Consider the following 23,438-nt stretch of genomic DNA (forward strand, 5'->3'; position numbering starts at 1 on the left):
CGTCGAACTTGGCCAGGATTTCCTGGCCGATCGGGCCGTCGAGCACGGCGCGGGCGTGGGCAAGGTCACGGAACAGGAACGGGATGTCGAAGACGCCGGTTTCGGGCACGAAGTTCGACAGCGTGCCGGACGAGACGATGGTCGCCTCTACGGTGCCGAGCTGCACGCCCTCGATGACCTCGCGCTCGCCGCCGAGGCCGGAGGAGGGGAAGTGGCGGAACACGTAGCGGCCATCGGTCTCGGCCTCGACGACCTCCTGCCACTTCTCGGCAGCCACGCCGTAATGCGACGTCGTCGCCAGAGCGTAGCCGAGCTTTACCTCCTGCTGCGCGTAGGCGGCGCCTGAGAAGCCGAAAACGGCCATACCGAGCGCCATGGCGGCGGGCGCAAAATGTCTGGTGAATAGGGTCATTGCCTCTTCTCTCCCTGATATGCGGGCTATGCCGCCAAGAAACCTCGACCGTTGGATTTTCACGGTGCGGTGATGGCTTATGCCAGCTTAGCAACCGAGGTTCAACGTGCTGCGAACAGTGCTTTAAGCCTTTCGACCTCGGAGGGCTGCCAGCCTTCGGGCGCGGTTACTTGCATCCACGCGTCGATATAATGTTCGGGGGCATAGACATGGCCGTAGCCCATCGGCGTGGTGGTCGCGAGGCTCATGTCGAGCGCGAGCTGCAGCAGCGTCACGATCGGATACCAGCGCAGCTCGGTCGATACGTCAGGCCCGCGCGGCCCGCGCATCCATGCAGGCTCCCGATAGACCGAAGCGGGATCGAAGAAGGTGACGGGGTCGCTGGCATATTGCAGATAGACGATGCGGATCGGCCCCCACTGCGCGCCGGGTCGCTGCTGTTGCATGCCGTTCTGGTTGGCGAACCGGATCGCGGAACCGTCTCGGAAGCGCGGCAGCCAGGCGGGCGATTGCGGGTCTCGTCCAGCCGTTGCAGCACGCCACGTCACACTGGGAAACGGGGGGCCGCTCCAGAGCGCGCCCTGGAAGGGATCTCCGACGATATCGAAGATGTTGAAGGACAGGTCGGAATTGAGCGCACCGAGGCTCAATCCATGCAGGTAGAGCTTCGGGCGGGCATCGGCCGGCAGGCTGGTCCAGTAATCATAGACGACATTGAAGAGCGCGCGTGCGGTATCCGCGCCGTAACCGGGCTCGATGAGCAGCGACAACCAGCTTGTCAGGTAGGAATACTGCACCGCCACGCTCGCTACGTCGCCGCGATGCAGATATTCGAGCGTGTCCATGGCGGCCGGATCGATCCAGCCGGTTCCGGTCGGCGTTACGATGACGAGCGCGGAGCGCTCGAACGCACCGGTGCGTTTCAACTCCTCGAGCGCGAGGGTTGCCCGCTCCTCGACCGTGTCGGCCGAGTTGAGGCCGACAAACACCCGGATCGGCTCCAACGCTGCACTGCCAGCGAATGTCGCCAGGTCGGTGGCGCCCGGACCGGTCGAGACGAACAGGCGGCCGGCGCGGCCCAGTTCCTCCCAGCCGATCGGCGAGGCGGCACTGCCGGTCTTGAGCGGGTCGGCCGGCGGCGCAATATCGCTTTCGATCAGTGCGTCCAGTCGCTGGAACGAGCTGTCGGCGAGACGTAAGCCATAGCGTAGCATCACGCCGTCGGCCACCGACCAGAACAGCAGGATCGCCACAGCGGCACCAAGTACGTTGGCGACACGGCGCGGGATGTAGCGCTTCAGCCATTCGGAGACGATATGGAGCGTCAGCTTGAAGAGCCGCGCCAGCATCACGATGACGATAAAGACGGCGATCGCGATGACACCGACTTCCAACGGGCGCGAGCCTTCCACCGGCTCAAGGCCCATCAGGGCATGGATCGAATTCTGCCAGTCGGACGCGCGCCACAGGAAAGCAAACGCGGTCGCGAGCGACAGCACCGTGGCAACGGCCTTGACGATGAGCTCGACACGCGGCGCCGGTGAAGGCAGCTCCAGATAACCCCAGAGCCAGCGCGCAAAAACACCGATGCCGTAGCCCGCGGCAAAGGAAACGCCCGACAATACACCCTGAAGCGCGTAGTCCCGTGGCAGCAGGCTGGGCGTAAGGGATGCGGCGAAGAAGAGCGTGCCGAGCAGAAGGCCCACGGTGCAGAACGAGGCTACCAAAGCGAGTAGTTGGCCCTGGAGCGCGGCAACTACGGTTTGTCTGTCGGTGTCCGGCGCAGTCATGCGACCATTTAAACGCCGGGGGCGCTGTTTCCTAGAATAATCGGCGGAGGTCGATGTCGCAGGTGGCCCGGCTCAGGCGTGCTGGAGCTGGTAATAGTCCATGTACCAGTCGACGAAGGCGTTGATGCCGTTCTCTATCGACGTTCGCGGTGCGAAGCCCACAGCCGCTGCGAGATCGTCGACATCGGCATAAGTCGCGTGGACGTCGCCCGGCTGCATCGGCAGCATGCGTTTGATGGCACGCCGGCCAACGGCATTTTCGATGACGGCTATGAAGCGTTCGAGCGGCACCGGCGTATGATTGCCGATATTGTAGACGTGATGTGGCGCAGGTGTCGTGCCGGGAGCATCTCGCGCCGGCTGAGGCGGCCGGCCGACGAGGGCTACAATGGCGTCGACGACGTCGTCGACATAGGTGAAGTCGCGTTCCATCCGGCCTTCGTTGAAGACGTCTATCGGCTCTCCCGCCGCGATCTTACGGGTGAAGGAGAAATAGGCCATGTCCGGCCTCCCCCATGGCCCGTAGACCGTGAAAAAGCGCAGGCCGGTGGCTGGAATCGCGAACAGGTGCGAATAGGCATGCGCCATGAGCTCGTTGGCGCGTTTCGTAGCTCCGTACAGCGAAACCGGATGGTCCGCCTTGTCCGCCTCGGAGAAGGGCAGTTTGGTGTTGGCGCCATAGACCGAGCTCGACGATGCGTAGATCAGGTGCTCGACCGGATGTTCGCGGCAGGCTTCCAGAACGTTGAGAAAGCCGGTCAGGTTGGCGCTGGCATAGGCTTGTGGGTTGGTCAGCGAATAACGAACGCCGGCCTGGGCCGCCAGATGAATGACGGCATCGGGTTTGAACGCAGCCATTTCCCGCATCAGGCCGGCGGAATCGGCGATGTCGAGCCTGGCGAAGGCGAAGCCGGAACGGGCGAGGCGATCCAGCCGCGCCTGCTTGAGCGAGACGTCGTAATAGTCGTTGAGATTGTCGATGCCGAGCACCTGGACGCCGGTGTCTAGCAGCCGGCGCGCAACATGGAAGCAGATGAAGCCGGCCGCGCCGGTGACGAGGATGCGTCGGCCGCGTAGCGCCGCCGACTGTATGCCTGCATTCATTCGGCCGCGATCCCCATTCCTTCGTCGATTTGACCATATGGTGCCATATCGGTGGGGCGGCCGATGCCGACATAGGTGAAGCCATGTCGCTTTACCTCATCGGGCGGATAGACGTTGCGCAGGTCCACCAGCACGGGCGTATGCAGCAGGGTCCGCAGCCGTGCGAGGTCGAGCGCGCGGAAGGCTTCCCATTCCGTGACGATGACGATCGCATCCGCACCCTCGGCGCAGGAATAGGCATCGGCGAAATAGGTGACGTCGGATAGGAGTTCTCGCGCCTGGCTTTCACCTTCGGGGTCGTGCGCGTGCACGATCGCGCCCCCATCCTGCAAGGCGCGGATGATCGAGAGGGACGGCGCCTCGCGCATGTCGTCGGTGTTCGGCTTGAAGGTAAGGCCCAGTACGGCGATGCGCTTGCCGCGCACCGAGCCGCCGCATGCGGTGACCACCTTGCGCGCCATCGCCCGCTTGCGCTGGTCGTTGACAGCAACGACGGCCTCCACGACGCGCATAGCGACGCCATGGTCGTTGGCGCTCTTGACGAGAGCCAGCGTATCCTTTGGGAAGCACGAGCCGCCATAGCCCGGCCCGGCATGGAGGAATTTCGGCCCGATGCGCTTGTCCAGACCAATGCCGCGCGCGACGTCCGACACGTTGGCGCCGACCTGCTCGCAGAGATCGGCAATCTCGTTGATGAAGGTGATCTTGGTGGCCAGAAACGCGTTGGCTGCGTATTTTATTACCTCCGCCGTCGGTCGCGAGACGAAAACGAGTGGCGCTGCATTGAGGTAGAGCGGTCGGTAGACCTCGCCCATGACTGCCCGGGCGCACGCATCGTCGGTGCCGATGACGATCCTGTCCGGCCGCTTGAAATCGTCGATGGCCGCGCCTTCGCGCAGGAATTCGGGATTGGAGACAACCGCGATCGAGGCTTCGGGGCGGAGTTCGCGGACGATCCGCTCGATCTCGTCGCCGGTGCCGACGGGCACCGTCGACTTGGTTGCAATGACGCCGTTTTCCGCCATCAGCGGCACGATCTCGCGCACCGCGGCGTAGATGAACGATAGGTCGGCGAATCCGTCGCCGCGCCGCGACGGTGTGCCGACGGCCAGAAAGACCACGTCGGCGCCGGGAACGGCCGATGACGCGTCGGCCGTGAAGGACAGCCGACCGGCGCGTACGTTGCGCTCGACGAGGTCCGCCAGGCCCGGTTCAAAGATCGGAATGCGCGCCTGTCGCAGCGCGGCGATCCTGTCTTCGTCCTTGTCGACGCAGATGACGTTATGGCCGAAATCGGAAAAGCAGGCTCCGGAGACGAGGCCGACATACCCCGCGCCGATCATCACGATCTGCATCCATTCCCTCCTGGCGTCTCCATCGGGCAAAACCCGGCGCGGCAGTCGTCACTCAGTCAGCCATCCGAGCCGAGCGACAGACAAGCCGACCATCCTGATGCGTCAGGTGATTAAAGCGGCAACGGATCAGCCTTCCGCATGATGCCTTCAGGCGATAGTCGATGCGGACGAAACTTCGATGACAGGCGAAGCCGGCGCACGGGTTCCGCGCGCCGGCTCACAGGAAACGAGGGGATTGTGTGTCGAGGCTGAGGGTTGGCCCCGGAAAAAGGGAGGTGGGCCCGATCAGCCTTCGACGGCCGGCGCCGCGCTTGCCCGGCTTTCGTGCCAGCCGAGAAGGCGCCGTTCGGCAGCGCCCAGCGCGACGTAGAGCAGGTAGCCGATCAGCGAAAGCAGTATGACAGCGACGAGTACGAGCGCGACATCCGCGGTTTCCTGGCCGAGGCTGAGCAGATAGCCCAGGCCGGCGCGCGCGCCCATCAGCTCGCCGATCACCGCGGCCGTGACGGCGAGGGTGACGCCGACCTTCATGCCGGCGAAGAGGAGCGGCATCGACTGGGGAAGCTCTATGCGCCACAGTCGCTGGAACGCGTTCATCTTGAGGATGCGGGCAAGCGCGCCGTAGTTCGGATCGATCGAGCGCAACGCGCTCAGCATGTTCGACAGAACCGGGAAGAAGCTGACGATGGCGACAAGCACGATCTTGGGCGTCGCGCCGAGGCCGAGCCACAGCAGCAACAGCGGCGCGATCGCAATCTTGGGCGCTGTCTGGATGAATATGATCAGCGGATTGAGGACCACTTCCACCATCGGGAAACGCGTGAACAGGACCGCCGCGGCGACGCCCACCACCGTGCCGATAACGAAACCGACGATGATCTCAATCACCGTCACCGGCACATGGCCGAACAGGCCTGCCTGCGTGGTCAGGAACCAGAACTTCTCGGCTAGTTCCAGAGGCGAGGGAACCAGATAGGAGGGCACGTCGAACAGCACGACCAGCCCCCACCAGGCAAGGATGAAGCCTGCAAGCGACAGCAGCGTACGGATCATGACGTGTTCCTCAGAAGGAGGACCCCGGCGAGCCGGGGTCCGGTTCGCTGATCAGAGTTCGGACGGCTTTTCGACGACGAGGTCGGCGGCGTCGAACTTCTCGGGGATCGCCTCGTATTCGAGCGCGGTGTCGATGGTCGTCTGCCAGGATTCGAGATTGCCGTAGCCGAAGCCGTTGGCCCTGGTGTCGTCGCTCTGCCACAGCGTCTTGACGAACACCTCGTTGATGATCTCGGTGACGATCTCTTCCTGGCCGGCGAAAGTCGGCGAATATTCCTTGATCGCCATAGCGACCTCAGCGGCGACGTCACCTTCGACGATGTGCTTAAGCGCCTTGTCGAGGGCGGTGATGAAGGCCTTCACCTGCTCGGTGTTGGACGCGAGATAGCTTTCGGAGGTGACGAGCACGTTGCCCTTGGAAGGCAGGTAGTCGTCGGATGCGATCATGCCGACATCGACCCCTTCGGCCTGCAGGGCGTAGTAGCGCAGCATGGAGAAGACGATGGCGTCGACCTGGTCGGACTTGAGCGCGTCGAGGATCGCGCCGGTGCCGACGATCTCGACGTTCACGTCGTCGATCGACTTGCCTGCCTGCGCCATCATCACCTGAAGCTGGATGTAGTTCGGGCTGCCGTAGCTGGTTACGGCGACCTTCTTGCCTTCGAGGTCGGCAGGCGATTCGATGCCGCTAGACGTCTTGAAGAGCACGGCGCCGATGCCGCGCTGATAGGTCGAATGAACGACCTTGACCGGCAGGCCGTTGGCGCGGGCGGAAATCACCGCGTCGCCGTTGGGGAAGCCGAACTGGACGTTGCCGGCCGCGATGTTGTTGAGGATGTCGGCGGCGTTTGCATAAAGGAACTCGACCCCAAGGCCGGCTTCCTTGAAGTAGCCATAGTGGTCCGCGACGAACATCGGCAGGTAGTAGGGCACTGCCGCGCCGTCGATCTGGATCGTCACCTTCTCCTGGGCCTGCGCGGCGCCGAGGCCGAGCGCAAGTCCGGCGGCGACGAGCGCGCCCTTTGCGAATGCGTTGATTGTCGAAAACAGTTTCATTTCATTTCTCCTCTGGTCCTTTGCATTCAAGCTTCTATCGTCCGACAACCGCGCGGGCGGCCGCCATTGCACCCAGACGCAGCAGGTCGCGCTGCGTCTTGTCGTAGTCTTCGAGCCAGCCGTCGCTGAGGCGGTGGGCATGGACGGCAAGCACCGCGCCCGCTCGCATGCCCAGCGCATGGCCGGCGGCAAGCACGATCTCGGCTTCCATCTCGATGCCCTCTGCGCCGCGCGCGGCGAGCTGGTCGAGGATCGCGGGCGTTCCATTGCCGTGGGGCCGATCCGGCCGTCCCTGCGCGCGATAGTAGCCGTCGGCGGTTGCGCAGGTTCCGGGACGGCCCGGTAGGCCAAGTTCGCCCCGTGAGGCATCGAGCAGGGCGACGATCCCGGTGTCGGCCAGCACGCGTTCGCCGGGTTCAGCATAGAAGGTCGCCACGCCGCTGTTTCGAACAGCCTCTGCGACGACGAGAAAGTCGCCTAGCGCAAGATTCTTCGCGAGCGCGCCCATGCCGCCGGTGCGGATCGCGACCTCGACGCCGAGTGCGGCGAGTTCGACCATGACGATCTCGGTCGACGCGCCGCCGATGCCGGTCGAGCAGATGCCGACCGCAACGCCATCCAGCGTGCCGACGCCCATGCGGAACTCGCGGTTCTGGCCGACGATGCGGAAATCGTCGAGCACCTCGGCAGCCTTGTCGACGCGGCCGGGATCGCCAGGCAGCAGGAATGCCTTGGGCATGTTGTCGGGGCGCGGCAAATGAGGCGGCACGTCGCCCTTCCACGGCCAGATCGCGGAGCGCTCATTCATCGCCATGACAGCAGCCACTTCTCTGTGAGTGCGAGCGCCTGATAGACGGCGATGCCGAGCAGCGAGGTGACGAGCACCATCGCGAAGAGCAGCGGCGTCTTGTACGTCGTGCCGGCGAAGACCATCAGGTAGCCGAGGCCGGTGCCGCCCGAGAGCCATTCGGCGAGGATCGCGCCGATGGTCGCCTGTACCGCCGCGACCTTCAGGCCGGCGAAGATTTCCGGCACGGCTGCAGGCAGCTCCACGCGCAGCAGCTTGTCGCGCGGCGAGAGTTTCAGGATGGCGCACAGCGCATGAAGGTTCGCCGGCACCGATCGCAGGCCGAGCATGGTGCCGACCATGACCGGGAAGAACACCAGCGACACGGTCAATACGATCTTGGAGGTGAGGCCGAGGCCGAACCACAGGATGAAGAGCGGCGCGAGCGCGATCTTCGGCGCGGTCTGGAAGAAGAAGAGGTAGGGTCCGACGATCCGCTCCACACGCGGCCATTTGCCAAGCGCGAAACCGAGCGCGAAGCCGGCCGCCGAGCCGATGGCGAAGCCGGCGACGATGATGCCGACCGTGTGCGCGAGATGCGGCCAGATGGTGCCGCTGGCAAACAATCGCACGAGCTCCTCGAACACCGCATCCGGCGGCGGCAGCACGAAGCGCGGCACGTTGAACAGCTCGACGTAACCCCACCACGCGGCGATCAGCAGCAGCGGGGTCGCGACCGTGAAGATGCGTCGCAGCGCCGTCTCGTTCACCGCAGTTCCTTTCGCAGCGTCGAAAGCCACTGGTAGAAGCGCGGATCGTCCTTGATCGCTTCCGAGCGCTGCGGCCCGAGATCGAGGTGGTGAATGGCGCTGATGCGGCCGGGGCGCGCCGACATCACCGCCACGCGGTCGGAGAGGTAGGCCGCTTCCTCGATCGAATGGGTGACAAAGACAATCGTCGAGCCGGTCTCGGCCTTGATGCGCAGCAGTTCGTCGTTCATGCGGTCGCGCGTCAGCAGGTCGAGTGCGCCGAAGGGCTCGTCCATCAGCACGATGCGCGGGCTGTAGACCAGCGCGCGGGCGATCGCCGCGCGCTGGCGCATGCCGCCCGAAAGTTCCTTTGGCAGCGACTTTTCGAAAGCCCCGAGGCCCACCAGCGCGAGCATGGCGCGCGCGCGCTCATTGGCCTCTGCGCGCGACGCGCGGAAAACGTCGAGCGGGAAACGCACATTGTCGAGGATCGACAGCCACGGCAGCAGCACCGGTTCCTGGAAGACGAAGCCGACATCGGAGCCGGCGGTCGGGGGTCCGTCGCGCCACGTCAACGTGCCGCCGGTCAGCGGCTCAAGGCCGGAGAGGATGCGCAACAGCGTCGACTTGCCGCAACCCGAGGGGCCGATGAGGCTGAGAAATTCGCCTTCGTGGATGTCGAGTGTCGTTGGCGCCAGCGCTTCGACGCTGTCGCCATGACGCGAACGGTAGATCTTCGTCACCGCCTGCGCGCTGACGAGAACCGGAAGGCTGCTGGTCTTTTCGGCCGGTTTCAATTTTTCGACTTTATGCCCCATTGTCTCAATTATGCGACGATGCTTGCAAAATTGAACTGCCGCGTCAAATGCGTTTGCGCAGGGCCGTTCACATTTCTGTCGCTATGCAGAGCCGCGCAAGCCGCAGAAATGCTGGCTTTGCACGCCTCGCGCGAAGCGCGGTGCGACCGTGAGGCGGATTCTGCAAATCGAATCAAGCGAATCGTTGGCGGCCGCGTGCAATCACAGCGCGCATGCGACCCCGTTGACATTCGATAGCTTGGTCATATGATTTAATCAATTGACCAGTCTCTCTGGGAGGGGAAATGCTGCAGCCCGCTGCCAATGCGGAGCGCCGCGATGCCGCGGACGCAATCCTCGACGCCGCGGAAGCGGTGTTTGCGGATCACGGCTTCGCCGCGGCTACCACGCGGGCCATCGCCGACCTCGCCAAGGTGAACCTGGCGCTGATTCACTACTATTTCCGGACCAAGGAGCAGCTTTTCGAGGCGGTCTTCGTGCGCCGCTCGGACGAGATCAACGATCGTCGACGGAGAATTCTCGCGGAACTCTTCTCCGGAGATTCGGAGCCAGCACTGGAGCAGATTCTGGTGGCGCTGCTGCGTCCGACCATCGAGGTCGGCCGCATGTCCAATGGCGGCGGCTTTCACTATGCGCGCATGGTGGTCAACGTCGCCAGCGGTCATGACGAGCGCTCCACCCGCCTGACCGGCATGCAGTACAACGGCATCGCCCGCGAATTCATCGATGCGATCCAGAAGGTCATGCCGGGCATCTCGCGCGAGATGGCGGTGTGGTCCTACATGCACGCCATCAACATCGCGATGCCGCTGATGGCGCGCAATCACCGCGCCGCAGTGCTTTCCGACGGGCTTTGCCGCGACGACGATCTCGACGCGGTGATCGACAACGCCGTCACATTCATCGCCGCCGGCATTCGCGCGCTGGCGATATCGCATGCCGTGGACGAGGCCGGCAGGCTCCGTTCCGGAAACAACAGCACGCCCGCCTGAAGGGCTGCAAACCAGGAGGAAACATGAACACCCATCTGCGTCGCGCCTTTTTGGCCGCAACTTTCCTTGCTTCGACCGGCGTCTCCGCCCAAGCCCAGGAGGAGATCAGCGTTACGCTGGTCAACGGTCATCCGCCGGTCTTCCTGTGGGTCAAGCACCTGACCGAGACCTACATCCCCGCTGTCAACAAGGCGCTGGAGGGCTCCGGCTACACGATCGCGTGGAGCGAGGCCTATGGCGGTACGCTGGCGGCCGTTGGCGGCGAGCTTGAAGCGCTCGAGGACGGGCTTGCCGAAGTCGGCGTGGTGCCGACGGTCTTCGAGCCAACCGCTTTGCCCCTTCAGAACGTCTCCTATTTCACACCGTTCAGCACGCCGGACCCGCGCCTGGTGCTGGAAACGGTCAATGCGCTGCATGAGAGCGTGCCGGGCATGGTCGATAGCTGGGAGCGCTACGACGTCGAATATCTCGGCGGCGGATTCGCGCTCGACAACTACCTGCTGATGACCAACTTCCCGGTCGAGTCGATCGACGACCTCAGCGGTCGCCGCATCGCCGCGCCCGGGCCGGCGGTCAACTGGCTGGAAGGCACCGGCGCGGTCGGCGTGGCCGGCAACCTCACCACCTACTACAACGACATCCAGACCGGCGTGTTCGACGGCGTGATCGTGTTCCCGACGGCGGCGGCTCCGGCCAAGCTGCAAGAGGTGGCGCCGCACATCACCATCACCGACTTCGGTGCGCAGTATGCCGGCTCGGTCGTGGCCAACAAGCCATGGTTCGACGAGCAGCCGGAGGCCGTGCAGGCGGCGCTGCGCGAAGGCGCGAAAGCCTACACCGAAGCCTATCTGCAGGAGCAGAACAGCCGCGTGGAGGCTGCCCTTGCCGGCATGCAGGAAAACGGCGGCACGCTGACCACGCTGTCCGACGAGGAGAAGGCCCGCTGGGCAGCGGCGCTGCCGCAGATCGCCGACACCTGGGCCAAGGCAGCCGAGGCTGACAACCTGCCGGCGTCGGAAGTGCTGGACGCCTATATAGGCGCGCTCAAGGAAGCCGGCGCACCGCTGCCGCGCGACTGGTCGCAACGCTAGGTCGCACTGAGAGAAGCCTTCTCGACGAAGGCTTCTCCTTGCCTATCGCCTGCCGGGCCTGTCCCGGCAGGTCTCCGCTGATCATTTCAAACCCGTTCGACAGGTGAAGACATGCTTCCCGCAACGCTCGGCGAACTGCGAACCGGCTATCGTCCGGTCGACCTGGCCGCGAGGCTGCTCGACCGGCTGACGGTGGCGATGAGCGTCGTCGGTACGCTGGGCATCCTCGCCATCATGGTGCTGATCGCCTGCGACGTCATCGGCCGCGGCATGTTCGGCAGGCCGATCATGGGTGTGCCGGAGATCATCTCGATGTCCATCCTGGGCATCGTCTTCCTGCAGCTCGCCAACACGCTGGCGCGCGGAAAGTTGACGCGGGCCGATGCGCTCATCAACCAGCTCGCACGCCGCGCGCCGCGTGCCGGACTGTTCGTCGACGCCGTGATGCACGCCGCCGGTGCGCTGTTGACCGGCGTTCTCGTCACCGCCTTCTACCCGCTGTTCCTGCGCAGCTATGGCCGCAACGAGACCGTCGGTACCGTCGGGCAGTTCATCGCGCCGATCTGGCCGGTCCATTTCATCGTGCTGGCCGGCGCGACCGTGCTGTGCGCGGTTTTCGTGATGCGTGCGGTGGCACTCTTCATCCTGGCGTTTCAGTCTGCGGCCCAAGAAAGGAGTGAGCCATGAGCGGCGTCGAGATCGGTCTCGCCTCGCTCGCGGCGATCCTCGTCCTGATCTATTCGGGGCTGCATGTGGCGATCTCGCTCGCGCTCGTCAGCTTCGTTGGCATCTGGCTTTTGCGCGACAATGCCGACCAGGCGGCACGCATCCTGTCGCTGGCGGCGCGCGAAAGCATTTCGAGCTACCTGTTCGGCGTCGTCCCGCTGTTCGTGCTGATGGGGCTGGTGGTGAGCCGCGCCGGCATTGGCCGCGACACGTTCGATGTCGCCAACCGCCTGTTCCACAAGGTGCGCGGCGGTCTCGGCATGGCGACAGTCGGCGCCAACGCTATCTTTGCCGCCATCACCGGAATTTCCATCGCGTCGGCCGCCGTCTTCACCAAGGTCGCCGTGCCGGAGATGATACGCATCGGCTACACGGCGCGCTTCGCCACAGGCATCGTTGCCGGCAGCTCGGTGCTTGGGATGCTGATCCCGCCGAGCCTGCTGCTGATCCTCTACGGCATCATCGCCGAGCAGTCGGTCGGCGCGCTCTTCCTTGCAGGTGTGGGGCCAGGTGTCCTGCTTGCGCTGGCATATTGCGCCGGCATCTGGGCGATGGTTCGCTTCTGTAAGGGTTTCACCGGGACGCCCAACGAACTGACCGCCGAGATGCCCGAAGAGCAGTCGTCGGTTGCCTCGGACACCGTTTCCAAGCTGATGCCGATCCTCCTGCTCGTGGCGCTGGTTCTCGGCGGCATCTATGGCGGTCTGTTCACCCCGACCGAGGCCGGCGCCATCGGCGCGCTGGGGGCGATCGTGATCGCAGCCGCCAAGCGGCGCATCGGCGCGCGCACGCTGTGGGACGTCTCGCTCGAGACCGGCCACATCACCGCGTCGATCTGCTTCCTGATCATCGCGGCCACCATGTACAGCCGCATGCTGGCGCTGTCCGGCCTGCCCGCCTTCCTGACGGAATGGGTGATCGCGCTCGATATAGGCGTCTACGGCTTTATCGCGCTGTTCGTGCTGGTGCTCATCGTGCTCGGCACGATCCTCGATTCCTCCTCGATCATGCTGATCACGCTGCCGCTGGTCCTGCCGGTTGCCACTTCGATGGGGATCGACCTGATCTGGTTCGGCCTGATCACTGTGCTGGCGGTCGAGATCGGATTGCTGACGCCGCCGATGGGGCTCTCCGTCTACGTCATCAAGAGCACGCTCGACGATCCGTCGATCGGGCTCAATGACATCTTCGCCGGCGCGGCTCCGTTCGCGCTCATCATGCTGCTCGTCTTGCTTGCCGTGGTCGCCTTCCCCTGGATCGCGACGGGCATTCTCTAACCCGCAAGGACTGAAACATGGCACGCCGCATCATCGACCTGTCCGTTCCGCTGGAGGCGGGCATCGCCTCTGACCCGCCCGGCCACGAGCCGAAGATCACCTATCTTCCGCACAAGGACACGGCAGAACAGATCACCGGCTTCTTTCCCGGCCTGAAGGAGGAAGACCTGCCCGGCAGGGAGGGATGGGCGATCGAGCTGCTTCAGATCACGACGCATAACGGCACCCATCTCGACGCGCCCTACCATCACCACTCGACCATGGATGGTGGCAAGCGCGCGATCACCATCGACGAGGTGCCGCTCGACTGGTGTTTCCAGCCGGGCGTGAAGCTGGACTTCCGCCATTTCGCCGATGGCCAGATCGTCACCGCGGATGACGTGAAGCGCGAACTCGACAGGATCGAGCACACGCTGCAGCCACTGGAAATCGTCGTGGTCAACACCGCCGCCGGCACCGCCTATGGTCAGCCCGACTATACGCATCGCGGCTGCGGCATGGGCCGCGAGGCGACGCTGTATCTGCTCGAACAGGGTGTGCGGGTGACCGGCACCGACGGGTGGAGCTGGGATGCGCCGTTTTCGCATACGCGCAACCGCTTTGCCGAAAGCAAGGACGCTTCGATTATCTGGGAAGGCCATCGCGCCAGCATGGAGATCGGCTACTGCCATATCGAGAAGTTGACCAACCTGGAGCAGCTTCCGGCAACCGGTTTCCAGATTTCCTGCTTCCCCTTCAAGATCCGCGCCGCTTCGGCGGGCTTCGTTCGCGCCGTCGCCATCATCGAGGACTGACGGCCTTTCTTCCGACCTTCACGAGGACATAGACCCATGAGCAAGAATACCGGGAAAGTCATCATAAGCTGCGCGGTCACCGGCGGCATCCACACGCCGTCCATGTCGGACGCGCTGCCCTATACGCCGGACGACATCGCCCGCCAGTCGATAGAGGCAGCAGAGGCCGGCGCAGCGATCCTGCACCTTCATGCGCGCGATCCTGAGACCGGCCGGCCAACGCCGGACCCGGCCGTCTTCATGCAGTTTCTGCCGCGCATCAAGCAGGCGACCGGCGCGGTGGTGAACATCACCACGGGCGGCGGGCTCGGCATGTCGCTGGAAGAGCGGCTGGCAGCCCCCATGCAGGCCGCACCGGAGATGTGCTCGCTCAATATGGGATCGATGAACTTCGGAATCTTCCCGATGGCAGCCAAGGAGCGCGACTGGAAGTTCGACTGGGAAAAACCCTATATCCTCGGCACGGACGACTTCATCTTCCGCAACACGTTCCGCGACATCGAATACATCCTCAAGAATCTCGGCGAGAAGCACGGCACGCGCTTCGAGCATGAGTGCTACGATGTCGGCCACCTCTACAATCTCGCTCATTTCGTCGACCGCGGTCTCGTCAAGCCGCCGTTCTTCGTGCAGATGATCTTCGGCATCCTCGGCGGCATCGGTGCGGCGCCGGAAAACCTGATCTTCATGAAAGAAACGGCCGACAAGCTGTTCGGCGACGACTATCAGTGGTCGGTTCTGGCGGCGGGCCGCCACCAGATGCCGATCGCCACGCAAGCCGCTTTGATGGGCGGTAACGTGCGGGTGGGGCTGGAGGATTCGCTCTACATCGGCCGCGGCAAGCTTGCCGAATCGAACGCCGAGCAGGTGCGCAAGATCAGGCTCATCATCGAGGAGCTCGGCTTGGACATCGCAACGCCTGAAGAGGCCCGCGCCACGCTGGCTCTCAAGGGCGGCGACCGGGTTTCGTTCTAGCACCAGCACAATAGCAATGGAGCCGCCCCACAGCGGGGCGGCGGGGAGGAGCGTGATGGCGGGCAATCCGATAGACGGCTTCGAGGTCGATCCTGCAACGGTCGGCTTCATTGGGGAAGGGCTGCAGCGGCCCGAATGCATTCTGGCCGAACGTGACGGGAGCCTTTGGAGCGCCGATGCGCGCGGCGGGGTGGTGCATATCCGGCCGGACGGCTCGCAGCACCTGGTCACCCAGCAGCTCGACGAGCGCTTTTCTGCCAATGCCGACGAGGCTGAGCGCTTCACCACCGGCACGCTGCCGAATGGCCTCGCCTTCGACCGCGACGGCTCCTTCCTCGTTTCCAACTTCGGCACCGACAGGCTGGAGCGGATGACCCGCGAGGGTCAGACCGCGGTGCTGGCGGATACGCTCGACGGCAAGCCCATCGGCAAGGTCAATTTCGTCCTGCGCGACAGCAAGGGCCGGGTATGGCTGACGATCTCGACCCGCATCGTCAACTGGATGCAGGCGATCAGCCCCAACCTCGCCGACGGCTATGTCGCCGTGTTCGACGAGCAGGGCCTGCGCGTCGTCGCCGACGGCTTCCGCTTCACCAACGAGATCCGGTTCGATGCGGCGGAGGAATGGCTGTACGTCGTGGAGACGACCGGCCGGCGCATCACGCGGCTGCGCATCGACGACCGCTGCGAAGTGACTGCGCGCGAAACCTTCGGGCCGGATGACACCGGCGGTTTCATCGACGGCATCGCCTTCGACAGCCACGGCAATCTGTGGGGCACCCACGTGATGTCCGACCGCATCTTCGCGATCACGCCGGAAGGCGATTTCCGGGTGATACTCGACGACGACAACCCCGCACCGTCGAAGGTGCTCTACGATGCCTTCGCACGCGATGCCGTCACACCGGACCTGATGTTGGCCTGCGGCGGCAAGCTGGCACCCTGGTTCGCTTCCGTGACGTTCGGCGGGCCGGATCTCAGAACGGTCTATATCGGCTCGCTGCGTGGAACCCGCATACCGTTCTTCCGGTCACCGGTTGCCGGCCTGCCGATGTCGCACTGGTAGGCGGTCAGCCTGTCGGTACCGCAACGACGGCGGCGCAGTCGCCGGCCTTGACGAGACCGGGAAAGTGGCGCGCGGCGAGCAGCCCGTCCATCTTTGCGCGAATCTCCTGCGGCGCCGTGCCGGTGCGGCCGACGCCGTGGATGCGCGCGACGACCATGCCCTGCTCGACCCTGTCGCCCAGATCGATCATCGTCTCGATCATTCCGTCATCCTCGGCGAAGGAGAAACAGTCGTCCGACGGCATGTCGAGCCAGGCGGTCGGGGACTGCTCGACCGCGCCGGAGACGATGCCGGCATGGCGCAGCACGTTCATGACGCCACGCCGCGCGATCCTGACGGTGCGCGCGCGGGCGGTTCCGCCACCGCCGAGCTCGGTGGTGACGAAGGTCTTGCCCATGTCCTCGGCCGCGGTGTCGAACATGCCGACAGCGTCGATCTCCAGCATCTTCACCGACCATGGAGCCGCGAAGGCCTCCACGGCTGCAAAGGCGCGCGCTTCCTGTACCTTGTCGGGCAGGACGTGCGCTGCGCAGAACGGCACGAAGTCGAGCGTGCGGCCGCCCGAATGGAAGTCGAGAACGATGTCGGCGCGCGGCAGCAAATGGCGCTGCACGTAGTCCGCGATCTTCTCGGTCACCGTGCCGTCAGGCCTGCCCGGGAAGCTGCGGTTCATGTTGCCCTTGTCGATGGGCGAGGTGCGGGTGCCGGCCTTGAAGGCCGGGTAGTTGAGGGCGGGCAGGATGATGACCGTGCCCGACACGTCCTGCGGATCCAGCGTGCGAGCCAGATCGTAAAGCGCCAGCGGTCCCTCATACTCGTCGCCGTGGTTGCCGCCCGTCAGCAACGCCGTGGGTCCGCGGCCGTTGCTGATCACCGCGATTGGCACCATCACGGAACCCCACGCCGAGTCGTCCCGGCTGAAGGGCAGTCGCAGGAAACCATGCTGTGCGCCGGATCCGTCGAGGTCGATCGTCGGCACGATGGGAGAGGGACGAAGGTTCTGGTCGAGCATTGCGCTCAGTCCTTGACGAAAAGCTGCCTCGGCACATTGGCCAGGCAGTCCACACCGGTTTCGGTAATCAGGATGGATTCGGTGATCTCGAGGCCCATGTCCTCGAGCCAGAGGCCGGTCATGAAATGGAACGTCATGCCGGGTTCGAGCACCGTCCGGTCTCCCGGGCGCAGGCTCATCGTGCGCTCGCCCCAGTCCGGCGGATAGCTGATCCCGATCGGATAGCCCGTGCGGTTGTCCTTGACGATGCCGTATTTCTTGAGAACCGCGAAGAAGGCGTTTGCGATGTCCTCGCATGTGTTGCCGGGCCGCGCTGCCTCGAGGCCGGCTTCCATGCCTTCCAGCGTCGCCTTCTCCGCATCAAGGAAGGCTTCGGTCGGCTTGCCGAGGAACACAGTGCGCGACAGCGGGCAGTGATAGCGATGGTAGCAACCGGCGATCTCGAAGAAGGTGCCTTCATTGGCCTTCATCGGCCGGTCGTCCCAGGTCAGGTGAGGTGCCGAAGCGTCCGCGCCCGACGGCAGCAGGGGCACGATGGCGGGATAATCACCGCCGAAATCGTCGACACCACGAATGCCGGCATCGTAGATTTCCGCGACGAGATCGCATTTGCGCATGCCGACTTCCGCCTTGTCGAGAATGCGGGCATGCATCGCCTCGACGATGCGCGCCGCCTTGCGCATATAGTCGATCTCGGTCGGGCTCTTGACCGCGCGCTGCCAGTTGACGAGCGCTGTGACATCCACGAAGCGTGCGTTGGGCAGCCCTTTCTGGAGTGCTGCGAAGGCTGCGGCCGAGAACCAGTAATTGTCCATCTCGATGCCAATCGCCAGACCGTCGAGACGACGGTCGCGCAGCACCTGCGTGAGGAAATCCATCGGGTGGCGCTCGGTGGACTGCACGTAGTGGTCGGCATAGCCGATGATGTTCTCGTGGCCGAGATAGGCCGTGCGCTTGGCGCCGTTGGCATCCTGGCCGCGTCCGTACCAGATCGGCTCGCCCTGCGGCGGCACGATCACGGCCTGGTGCACGTAGAACGACCAGCCGTCATAGCCGGTCAGCCAGGCCATGTTCGACGGGTCGCTGACGATGAGAACGTCGACGCCACGCCGTTCCATCGCGCGGCGCGTCTTGGCCAGACGCTGGGCATATTCCTCACGCGTGAACTTGAGATTGGGCGAACTCATGAAGTGGGGATTCCTCGCTTGGTCAGCTTTCGAAAATCGTTCCTGCCTGGGCCGCCGCCGCGCGCTGCCGGGCAAGTGTGGCGATGGCGGTGTCCTGCGCACCGGTGCCTGTCAGGTCGCAGAGGGTGATCGCCGCAGGCGACCTGCGTCCTCGCATCTTGCCTGCCACGATCGCCCCCAGTTCCGGGAAACCGGCATCGGCGGCAACCGCCCCCGCCTCGATGGCGTGGTGCAGTTCGCCCAACCGTCTGGTCTGTTTCAGGCTGTCCGCGACATAGGGTTCGGCGCGCTTGACCACGGCCGGGTCGATCTCGTTCTTGTGCTCCGCATCAGAACCCATGGCCGTGACATGCTGGCCGGGAGACAGCCAGTCGGCATTGATGAGCGGCTGCTCGGAGGGCGTGGTCGTTACCAACACATCTGCACCCGATGCCGCCTTCTTCGGGTCGGCTTCCGCGCGAACAAGGATACCCAGTTCCTCGCGCAGCCTTGCTGCCAGCGCCTCGGCCCTGGTCGCGTCTCGCGCCCAGATGCGCGCCTCGGCGATCGGCCGCACCAGCATCAACGCCTTGAGCTGCAGGCGCGCCTGCACGCCGGCCCCGAAGATCGCCGCGACGGTCGAATCCGCCCGCGACAGGTGCTTCGCAGCGACCGCACCGGCCGCCGCCGTGCGGATGTCGGTCAGGTAGCCGTTGTCGAGCAGCAGCGCTTCGGTCAGTCCGGTCTTTGCCGAGAGCAGGACCATCATGCCGTTGACGCTCGGAAGACCGAGCTTCGGATTGTCGAAGAAGCCGGGGCTGATCTTGATGGCGAAGCCGTCCACGCCGGGAACATAGGCAGTCTTCACATCGACCTCGCCGCGATGCTCGGGAATGTCGAGCCGCAGGATCGGCGGCATGGCGACCTGCAAGGTGGCCAGCGCGCGAAAGGCGTTCTCGACGCAGTCGACCGCTTCAAGGTCGAGCGGGACGAGGTTCCGCAATTCGGCTTCGGTGAGGATGGTCATGCGTGTCATGCTGCGGGCTCCCCGGCAAAGGGGTTGTCGCCGCAGACGATGCGGCGGTGAAGTTCCATGTCGATGTTGCGGCCGGACAGGATGAGAACCGTCGGGCCGGCCGGCTTCACCCTTGCCGACAAAAGCGCGGCTATGCCGACGGCACCCGCCCCCTCGACGATCTCGCGCTCCGCCTCATAGGCATGCGCGATGCCGGCGGCGATCTCTTCTTCCGACAGCAGCACCACATCGTCGAGGAGTTCGCGGCACATGGCGAAGGTCAGCCGGTTGTCGAGGCCGATGCCGCCGCCAAGCGAGTCGGCCAGCGAGGCGACTTCCTCAACCTGGACCGGCGCGCCCGCGTCGAGGCTCGCTTTCATGGCCGCGCCCCGTGTCATCGAAACGCCGATCACCCGTGTCGATGGCGACTTGCCCTTGACGGCGGCCGCGATGCCTGCTGCAAGCCCGCCGCCCGAAAGCGGCACCAGCACCGTCTCGACCTCCGGAAGCGCGTCGACGATTTCAAGGCCGAGCGTTCCCTGACCCGCGATGACGCCGGGATGATCGAAGGGCGGCACCATCGTCATGCCTTCATCGGCAACGAGGCGCTCCACCTCGACCTGGGCATCGTCCTGGCTGTTGCCGACGATGCGGATCTCCGCACCCAGCCTGCGGATCTCGGAGACCTTGTTGTCGGGCACGAGGCGCGACATGCAGATCGTGGCGCGGATGCCTTCGGCCTTCGCTGCATGGGCGAGCGCGCGGCCGTGGTTGCCGGTGGAGGCTGCGACGACACCGAGTTTGCGCTCTTCTGCGCCGAGCAGCGTTATCGCATTGGTCGCGCCGCGCAGCTTGAAGCTGCCGGTCGTCTGCCGGTGCTCCAGCTTCAGATGGACAGGAACGCCAAGGGTCTCCGACAGTGTCGATGACGTCACGAGCGCGGTTTGCTCGATCCTGCCGGCGATGCGTTCGCGGGCGGCGAGAATGTCGGAGAGGCTGATTGCGGCCGGGGTCATGGCGCGGCTCAGCGGGTAGGCAAAGGCAGCGTCATAAGACGCCCGTATTCGGGTTTGGCGGTTTCGTCACCGCAGAGGCGCAGGCATGTCCATGCCGTCGCCTGATTGCTGGTGACGACCGGCCTGCCGATCGCATCCTCGATGCGGGCAGCGACAGAGGCCGAACGCAACGCCGTGCAGGAGATGAACAGCGCCTCGGCGTCGGGCGCAGTGGCCTGCCTTGCCGCCTCCACGATCGAATCCAATGCGATCCGCGCCATCTTGCGATCGTCCTCGTAGCCGAGGCAGGTGAAGCTGGCAATGTCGAAGCCGTGCGCGGCAAAATAGTCCGCCATCGGCCTGCTGGTCTCGACGGTGTAGGGCGTAAGCACGCTGATGCGGCGCGCGCCGAGCGCTGCCAGACCGGCTACCGCTGCAGTTGTGGGCGTGACCACTTTCGTGCCGGGCTTTCCGGCTGCGATGGCGTGCTCGATCTCGGCATCGCCGATGACGACCGAGGCCGAGGTGCAGGAATAGCAGATCGCATCGAGCGGTTCGTCCGGCAGGATCAGGGCAGCCGCTTCGCTCAGCGCCGGCTGCATCGCGCGCAGGTTCTGTGGCGTCGTCGGATTGGCATAGGCGATGCGCGCGACATAAGTGCCGATGCGAGGGCCGGCGACCATGCGCGCGAAGTCCGGCTCGGTCGTATGGTCGGTGGCGAGAATGATCAGCCCGACCCGCCTTTCCATCGGCTCGGGGTCGATCGAAACCAGTCCGTCGGCAAGACGGATCGGTGCTGCCTTTTCGACGATCGAAGACTGCGAACGCATTGGTGGCTCACTTCACGGTAAGGCAGGGGCAGGAGGCAAGGCTCGTCACCTTGTGCGATACGCTGCCCAGCAGGAAACCTTCTACATCTCCCAACCCGCGGCTGCCGAGCACGATCAGGTCGAAATTCTCGTCGCGAGCGACGTTCACTATGGTGCGCGCAGGCGGGCCGCGCTTGACCATGGTGCGCACCTTGCTTGCGCCCAGCCGCCCCAGTTCTTCGGCGGCGACGCGCACCACCTCGCGTGCATGCTCGGAGAGCGCCTTGTCTGGCGGGGATGGATCGGTAGCCCTCACCATAGACAGCGAACTTTCCAGCGGGCTGTGGTGTCGATAGACGCAGATCACGGCCATCTCGGCGTCGTAGCGGCCCGCGACATCGGCCGCCACTGCGAGCGCGCGCATGGCCGGCTCGGAGCCGTCGACCGGGAGCAGGATTTTGTTGAACATGGCCGTTTCCCCCTTCCTTTTACCTACTAGCGGAACGCCAGGTCGCGCAGGAACAGCGCGATCTGCGGGAAGAAGATAAGCGCCACCGACACGCCCAGCAGCATGATGATGAAGGGCGGAGTGCCGCGAACGACTTCGAAGTAGGGGCGCTTGAAGACCGCAATCGCGGTGAAGATATCGCACCCGAAGGGCGGGGTCGCCGAACCGATCGCAACCTGCAGCGTGATGATCGTACCGACCAGCACGGGATCGAGACCGACCGAATCCACCACCGGTGCGAAGATCGGCACAAGGACGAGGATGACCACGATCGGGTCGACGAACATGCAGCCGATGAAGAATGCAATCGAGATGACGAACAGGACGCCGATCTGGCCCATGTCGGCGATGCCGACGGATTCGAGGATCTGCTGGGGAATCTGTGCGAACGAAATGACCCAGGAGAAGGCAGCTCCCGCACCAACGAGGATGAAGACGACCGCCGTGATCAGGCCCGTCGACTTCGCCGTCGCATAGACCTCCTTGAGGCCCATCGTCCGGAAGATGACCAGTTCGAGGATCAGCGCGTACAGGACACAGGCCGCCGCTGCCTCGGTGGGGCTGAACACGCCGCCATAGATGCCGCCGACGATGATCGCGGGGAAGCCGAGCGGCCACAGCGCCTGCTGGACGGCCGTCGCGCGTTCGCCCCAGCTTGCCTTCGGCTCGGTCGGCACATTGTGGCGCGTCGCGTAGATGACCGCGTAGATCGAGAAGATCGCCAGGATCAGAAGGCCGGGGCCTATGCCAGCGATAAATAGCTCGGCGATGGAGGTGCCCGACACCACGCCGTAGATGATCATGCCGATCGATGGCGGGATCAGGAAGGCGATGTCGGACGAATTGACGATCAGCGCCAGAACGAAGCTGTCCTTGTAGCCGGCCTTCAGCATGCGCGGGCGCAGCGGGGTGCCGACGGCGACGACGGTTGCCTGAGTAGAGCCGGAAACGGCGCCGAACATGGTGCACGCGGCGGCGGTGGAGACGGCGAGGCCGCCGCGGATGTGGCGCACGAACGCCATCACCATGTCGATCAGTCGCCCGGCGGACGTGCCGCGTGTCATGATGTCGGCGGCGAATATGAACATCGGCACCGCGATCAGCGAGGCGGGCCTGATGCCCGCCAGCATCTGCTGGACCATGGTCTCCAGTTGCCCGAAGCCGCCGAACAACACGAAGAAGCCAGCGAAGGCGGCAGCGATCAGCGGGATCATCATCGGAAAACCGATGAGGAGCAGCACGATCATGATGAGGAAGATGGTGAGCGCCATGTCGGGATCCTCAGACCTGATTGTCTTCCTCGTAGCCCTCGAGCACGAGAGTCGAGAGCCATATGTCCTTCTCGGTCAGGTTCTTCACCGCAGTGAGCGCGTATTGCGCTCCGGTCATGAAAAAGCCGACAGGCACCCAGACGTACATCCACCACACAGGTATCTGCAGCGCAGGCAAAAGCCTGCCGCGTCCGGCCAGCGTGATGACGTAGCCGGTGGCATACCAGCACAGGCCGAACATGAAGATCGCAGTGACCACGGCGATCAGGACCATCGCGGCCCGGCGCGCGGGCGCCGGCAGCGTGTCGAAGATCGCCGACATACGGATATGGCGCCCGTGCCGCGCGGCATAGCTGATGCCTGCGAACGTGATCAGCACGATGAGGATCGAGTTCAGTTCCTCGGAAAAATAGATGCTGCTCTGCAGGACGAAGCGGCCGATTACATTGGCGACGGTGTTCGCAGCCATGAGCAGCACGCCGGCCGCAAGCATTACGGCTTCGATGCGCGCGATCGCGGTATCGACCACGCCGAGGAGGCCCGGCAGGTTGGATTCAGTCTGCGTGCCGGTGACTGTCTGGTCGCTCACGGCGATTCTCCACGGCGAGAGTGGACGG

The 23,438-nt window shown here is 64.6% G+C and carries 23 protein-coding genes and 1 pseudogene; 7 read left to right on the forward strand and 17 right to left on the reverse strand.

Annotated elements, in window-relative coordinates; genetic code table 11:
• From dctP to V1479_RS15185, 9 genes and pseudogenes are all read right to left on the reverse strand, one after another.
• Positions 1-412: TRAP transporter substrate-binding protein DctP (gene dctP, locus V1479_RS15145; protein ID WP_368803652.1), on the reverse strand; the 412-nt coding region annotated here is incomplete at its 3' end.
• Between the two features lie 101 nt (positions 413-513).
• A complete protein-coding gene (locus tag V1479_RS15150) occupies positions 514-2,202 on the reverse strand; it encodes an alpha/beta hydrolase (RefSeq protein ID WP_368803653.1) in 1,689 nt (562 codons plus the stop codon).
• A 72-nt stretch (positions 2,203-2,274) separates the two neighbouring features.
• On the reverse strand, positions 2,275-3,306 hold the full coding sequence (locus V1479_RS15155; RefSeq protein ID WP_368803654.1) for an NAD-dependent epimerase: 1,032 nt from the start codon (positions 3,304-3,306) through the stop codon (positions 2,275-2,277).
• Positions 3,303-4,661, reverse strand: a complete 1,359-nt coding sequence (locus V1479_RS15160; protein ID WP_368803655.1) for a UDP-glucose dehydrogenase family protein — start codon at positions 4,659-4,661, stop codon at positions 3,303-3,305. Before V1479_RS15160 ends, V1479_RS15155 begins: the two co-directional genes overlap by 4 nt.
• A gap of 285 nt (positions 4,662-4,946) precedes the next feature.
• Complete coding sequence (locus V1479_RS15165) at positions 4,947-5,714, reverse strand: ABC transporter permease (protein ID WP_368803656.1); 768 nt, start codon at positions 5,712-5,714, stop codon at positions 4,947-4,949.
• Between the two features lie 51 nt (positions 5,715-5,765).
• Positions 5,766-6,770: an ABC transporter substrate-binding protein gene (locus V1479_RS15170; RefSeq protein WP_368803657.1), complete on the reverse strand. Its 1,005-nt coding sequence runs from the start codon at positions 6,768-6,770 to the stop codon at positions 5,766-5,768.
• Positions 6,771-6,804: 34 nt separating this feature from the next.
• Positions 6,805-7,584 carry a nucleoside phosphorylase gene (locus tag V1479_RS15175; protein WP_368803658.1) on the reverse strand — a complete coding sequence of 260 codons (780 nt, stop codon included), beginning with the start codon at positions 7,582-7,584 and terminating at the stop codon, positions 6,805-6,807.
• A complete protein-coding gene (locus V1479_RS15180) occupies positions 7,575-8,327 on the reverse strand; it encodes an ABC transporter permease (protein WP_368803659.1) in 753 nt (250 codons plus the stop codon). Before V1479_RS15180 ends, V1479_RS15175 begins: the two co-directional genes overlap by 10 nt.
• Positions 8,324-9,004, reverse strand: a pseudogene (locus V1479_RS15185) (ABC transporter ATP-binding protein); the annotation flags it as partial. The pseudogene V1479_RS15185 and the gene V1479_RS15180, both read right to left, overlap by 4 nt.
• Before the next feature lie 404 nt (positions 9,005-9,408).
• Here V1479_RS15185 and V1479_RS15190 point away from each other — a divergent pair.
• From V1479_RS15190 to V1479_RS15220, 7 genes are all read left to right on the forward strand, one after another.
• A complete protein-coding gene (locus tag V1479_RS15190) occupies positions 9,409-10,116 on the forward strand; it encodes a TetR family transcriptional regulator (protein ID WP_368803661.1) in 708 nt (235 codons plus the stop codon).
• Between the two features lie 23 nt (positions 10,117-10,139).
• On the forward strand, positions 10,140-11,207 hold the full coding sequence (locus V1479_RS15195; RefSeq protein ID WP_368803662.1) for a C4-dicarboxylate TRAP transporter substrate-binding protein: 1,068 nt from the start codon (positions 10,140-10,142) through the stop codon (positions 11,205-11,207).
• A gap of 111 nt (positions 11,208-11,318) precedes the next feature.
• Positions 11,319-11,894, forward strand: a complete 576-nt coding sequence (locus tag V1479_RS15200) for a TRAP transporter small permease subunit (protein WP_368803663.1) — start codon at positions 11,319-11,321, stop codon at positions 11,892-11,894.
• Positions 11,891-13,210: a TRAP transporter large permease gene (locus tag V1479_RS15205; RefSeq protein WP_368803665.1), complete on the forward strand. Its 1,320-nt coding sequence runs from the start codon at positions 11,891-11,893 to the stop codon at positions 13,208-13,210. Before V1479_RS15200 ends, V1479_RS15205 begins: the two co-directional genes overlap by 4 nt.
• Before the next feature lie 17 nt (positions 13,211-13,227).
• Positions 13,228-14,004, forward strand: coding sequence for a cyclase family protein (locus tag V1479_RS15210; protein ID WP_368803666.1), 777 nt, complete (start codon positions 13,228-13,230; stop codon positions 14,002-14,004).
• A gap of 36 nt (positions 14,005-14,040) precedes the next feature.
• The gene (gene kce, locus V1479_RS15215; RefSeq protein WP_173189186.1) at positions 14,041-14,979 is read left to right on the forward strand and encodes a 3,5-dioxohexanoate:acetyl-CoA acetone transferase; all 939 of its coding nucleotides are present in this window, start codon (positions 14,041-14,043) and stop codon (positions 14,977-14,979) included.
• A gap of 55 nt (positions 14,980-15,034) precedes the next feature.
• Entirely contained in the window at positions 15,035-16,045 is a 1,011-nt protein-coding gene (locus V1479_RS15220; RefSeq protein WP_368803667.1) for an SMP-30/gluconolactonase/LRE family protein, read from the forward strand.
• 4 nt (positions 16,046-16,049) lie between these two features.
• Here V1479_RS15220 and doeB read toward each other — a convergent pair whose 3' ends face one another.
• The 8 genes from doeB to V1479_RS15260 are packed head-to-tail and all read right to left on the reverse strand — an operon-like array spanning position 16,050 to position 23,410.
• A complete protein-coding gene (gene doeB / locus V1479_RS15225; protein WP_368803668.1) occupies positions 16,050-17,057 on the reverse strand; it encodes a N(2)-acetyl-L-2,4-diaminobutanoate deacetylase DoeB in 1,008 nt (335 codons plus the stop codon).
• Between the two features lie 5 nt (positions 17,058-17,062).
• Complete coding sequence (gene doeA / locus V1479_RS15230) at positions 17,063-18,244, reverse strand: ectoine hydrolase DoeA (protein ID WP_368803669.1); 1,182 nt, start codon at positions 18,242-18,244, stop codon at positions 17,063-17,065.
• 22 nt (positions 18,245-18,266) lie between these two features.
• A complete protein-coding gene (eutC, locus tag V1479_RS15235; protein ID WP_368803670.1) occupies positions 18,267-19,259 on the reverse strand; it encodes an ectoine utilization protein EutC in 993 nt (330 codons plus the stop codon).
• Positions 19,256-20,254: a hydroxyectoine utilization dehydratase EutB gene (eutB, locus tag V1479_RS15240; RefSeq protein WP_368803671.1), complete on the reverse strand. Its 999-nt coding sequence runs from the start codon at positions 20,252-20,254 to the stop codon at positions 19,256-19,258. Before eutB ends, eutC begins: the two co-directional genes overlap by 4 nt.
• 8 nt (positions 20,255-20,262) lie before the next feature.
• Positions 20,263-21,063: an ectoine utilization protein EutA gene (gene eutA / locus V1479_RS15245; protein ID WP_438620568.1), complete on the reverse strand. Its 801-nt coding sequence runs from the start codon at positions 21,061-21,063 to the stop codon at positions 20,263-20,265.
• Positions 21,064-21,070: 7 nt separating this feature from the next.
• On the reverse strand, positions 21,071-21,511 hold the full coding sequence (locus V1479_RS15250) for a universal stress protein (protein ID WP_368803672.1): 441 nt from the start codon (positions 21,509-21,511) through the stop codon (positions 21,071-21,073).
• A gap of 26 nt (positions 21,512-21,537) precedes the next feature.
• Complete coding sequence (locus V1479_RS15255) at positions 21,538-22,821, reverse strand: TRAP transporter large permease (protein ID WP_173189196.1); 1,284 nt, start codon at positions 22,819-22,821, stop codon at positions 21,538-21,540.
• A gap of 10 nt (positions 22,822-22,831) precedes the next feature.
• On the reverse strand, positions 22,832-23,410 hold the full coding sequence (locus V1479_RS15260; protein WP_368803673.1) for a TRAP transporter small permease: 579 nt from the start codon (positions 23,408-23,410) through the stop codon (positions 22,832-22,834).
• Between the last annotated feature and the right edge of the window lie 28 nt (positions 23,411-23,438).

The sequence above is a fragment of the Neoaquamicrobium sediminum genome, from assembly GCF_040970315.1.
GTDB lineage: Bacteria > Pseudomonadota > Alphaproteobacteria > Rhizobiales > Rhizobiaceae > Aerobium > Aerobium sediminum.

Excerpts from the sequence above, each read along its gene's own strand:
- V1479_RS15150 (WP_368803653.1), bottom strand. The coding sequence starts at position 2,202 with ATGACTGCGCCGGACACCGACAGACAAACCGTAGTTGCCGCGCTCCAG.
- V1479_RS15155 (WP_368803654.1), bottom strand. The coding sequence starts at position 3,306 with ATGAATGCAGGCATACAGTCGGCGGCGCTACGCGGCCGACGCATCCTC.
- V1479_RS15160 (WP_368803655.1), bottom strand. The coding sequence starts at position 4,661 with ATGCAGATCGTGATGATCGGCGCGGGGTATGTCGGCCTCGTCTCCGGA.
- V1479_RS15165 (WP_368803656.1), bottom strand. The coding sequence starts at position 5,714 with ATGATCCGTACGCTGCTGTCGCTTGCAGGCTTCATCCTTGCCTGGTGG.
- V1479_RS15170 (WP_368803657.1), bottom strand. The coding sequence starts at position 6,770 with ATGAAACTGTTTTCGACAATCAACGCATTCGCAAAGGGCGCGCTCGTC.
- V1479_RS15175 (WP_368803658.1), bottom strand. The coding sequence starts at position 7,584 with ATGGCGATGAATGAGCGCTCCGCGATCTGGCCGTGGAAGGGCGACGTG.
- V1479_RS15190 (WP_368803661.1), top strand. The coding sequence starts at position 9,409 with ATGCTGCAGCCCGCTGCCAATGCGGAGCGCCGCGATGCCGCGGACGCA.
- V1479_RS15195 (WP_368803662.1), top strand. The coding sequence starts at position 10,140 with ATGAACACCCATCTGCGTCGCGCCTTTTTGGCCGCAACTTTCCTTGCT.
- V1479_RS15200 (WP_368803663.1), top strand. The coding sequence starts at position 11,319 with ATGCTTCCCGCAACGCTCGGCGAACTGCGAACCGGCTATCGTCCGGTC.
- V1479_RS15205 (WP_368803665.1), top strand. The coding sequence starts at position 11,891 with ATGAGCGGCGTCGAGATCGGTCTCGCCTCGCTCGCGGCGATCCTCGTC.
- V1479_RS15210 (WP_368803666.1), top strand. The coding sequence starts at position 13,228 with ATGGCACGCCGCATCATCGACCTGTCCGTTCCGCTGGAGGCGGGCATC.
- kce (WP_173189186.1), top strand. The coding sequence starts at position 14,041 with ATGAGCAAGAATACCGGGAAAGTCATCATAAGCTGCGCGGTCACCGGC.
- V1479_RS15220 (WP_368803667.1), top strand. The coding sequence starts at position 15,035 with ATGGCGGGCAATCCGATAGACGGCTTCGAGGTCGATCCTGCAACGGTC.
- doeB (WP_368803668.1), bottom strand. The coding sequence starts at position 17,057 with ATGCTCGACCAGAACCTTCGTCCCTCTCCCATCGTGCCGACGATCGAC.
- doeA (WP_368803669.1), bottom strand. The coding sequence starts at position 18,244 with ATGAGTTCGCCCAATCTCAAGTTCACGCGTGAGGAATATGCCCAGCGT.
- eutC (WP_368803670.1), bottom strand. The coding sequence starts at position 19,259 with ATGACACGCATGACCATCCTCACCGAAGCCGAATTGCGGAACCTCGTC.
- eutB (WP_368803671.1), bottom strand. The coding sequence starts at position 20,254 with ATGACCCCGGCCGCAATCAGCCTCTCCGACATTCTCGCCGCCCGCGAA.
- eutA (WP_438620568.1), bottom strand. The coding sequence starts at position 21,063 with ATGCGTTCGCAGTCTTCGATCGTCGAAAAGGCAGCACCGATCCGTCTT.
- V1479_RS15250 (WP_368803672.1), bottom strand. The coding sequence starts at position 21,511 with ATGTTCAACAAAATCCTGCTCCCGGTCGACGGCTCCGAGCCGGCCATG.
- V1479_RS15255 (WP_173189196.1), bottom strand. The coding sequence starts at position 22,821 with ATGGCGCTCACCATCTTCCTCATCATGATCGTGCTGCTCCTCATCGGT.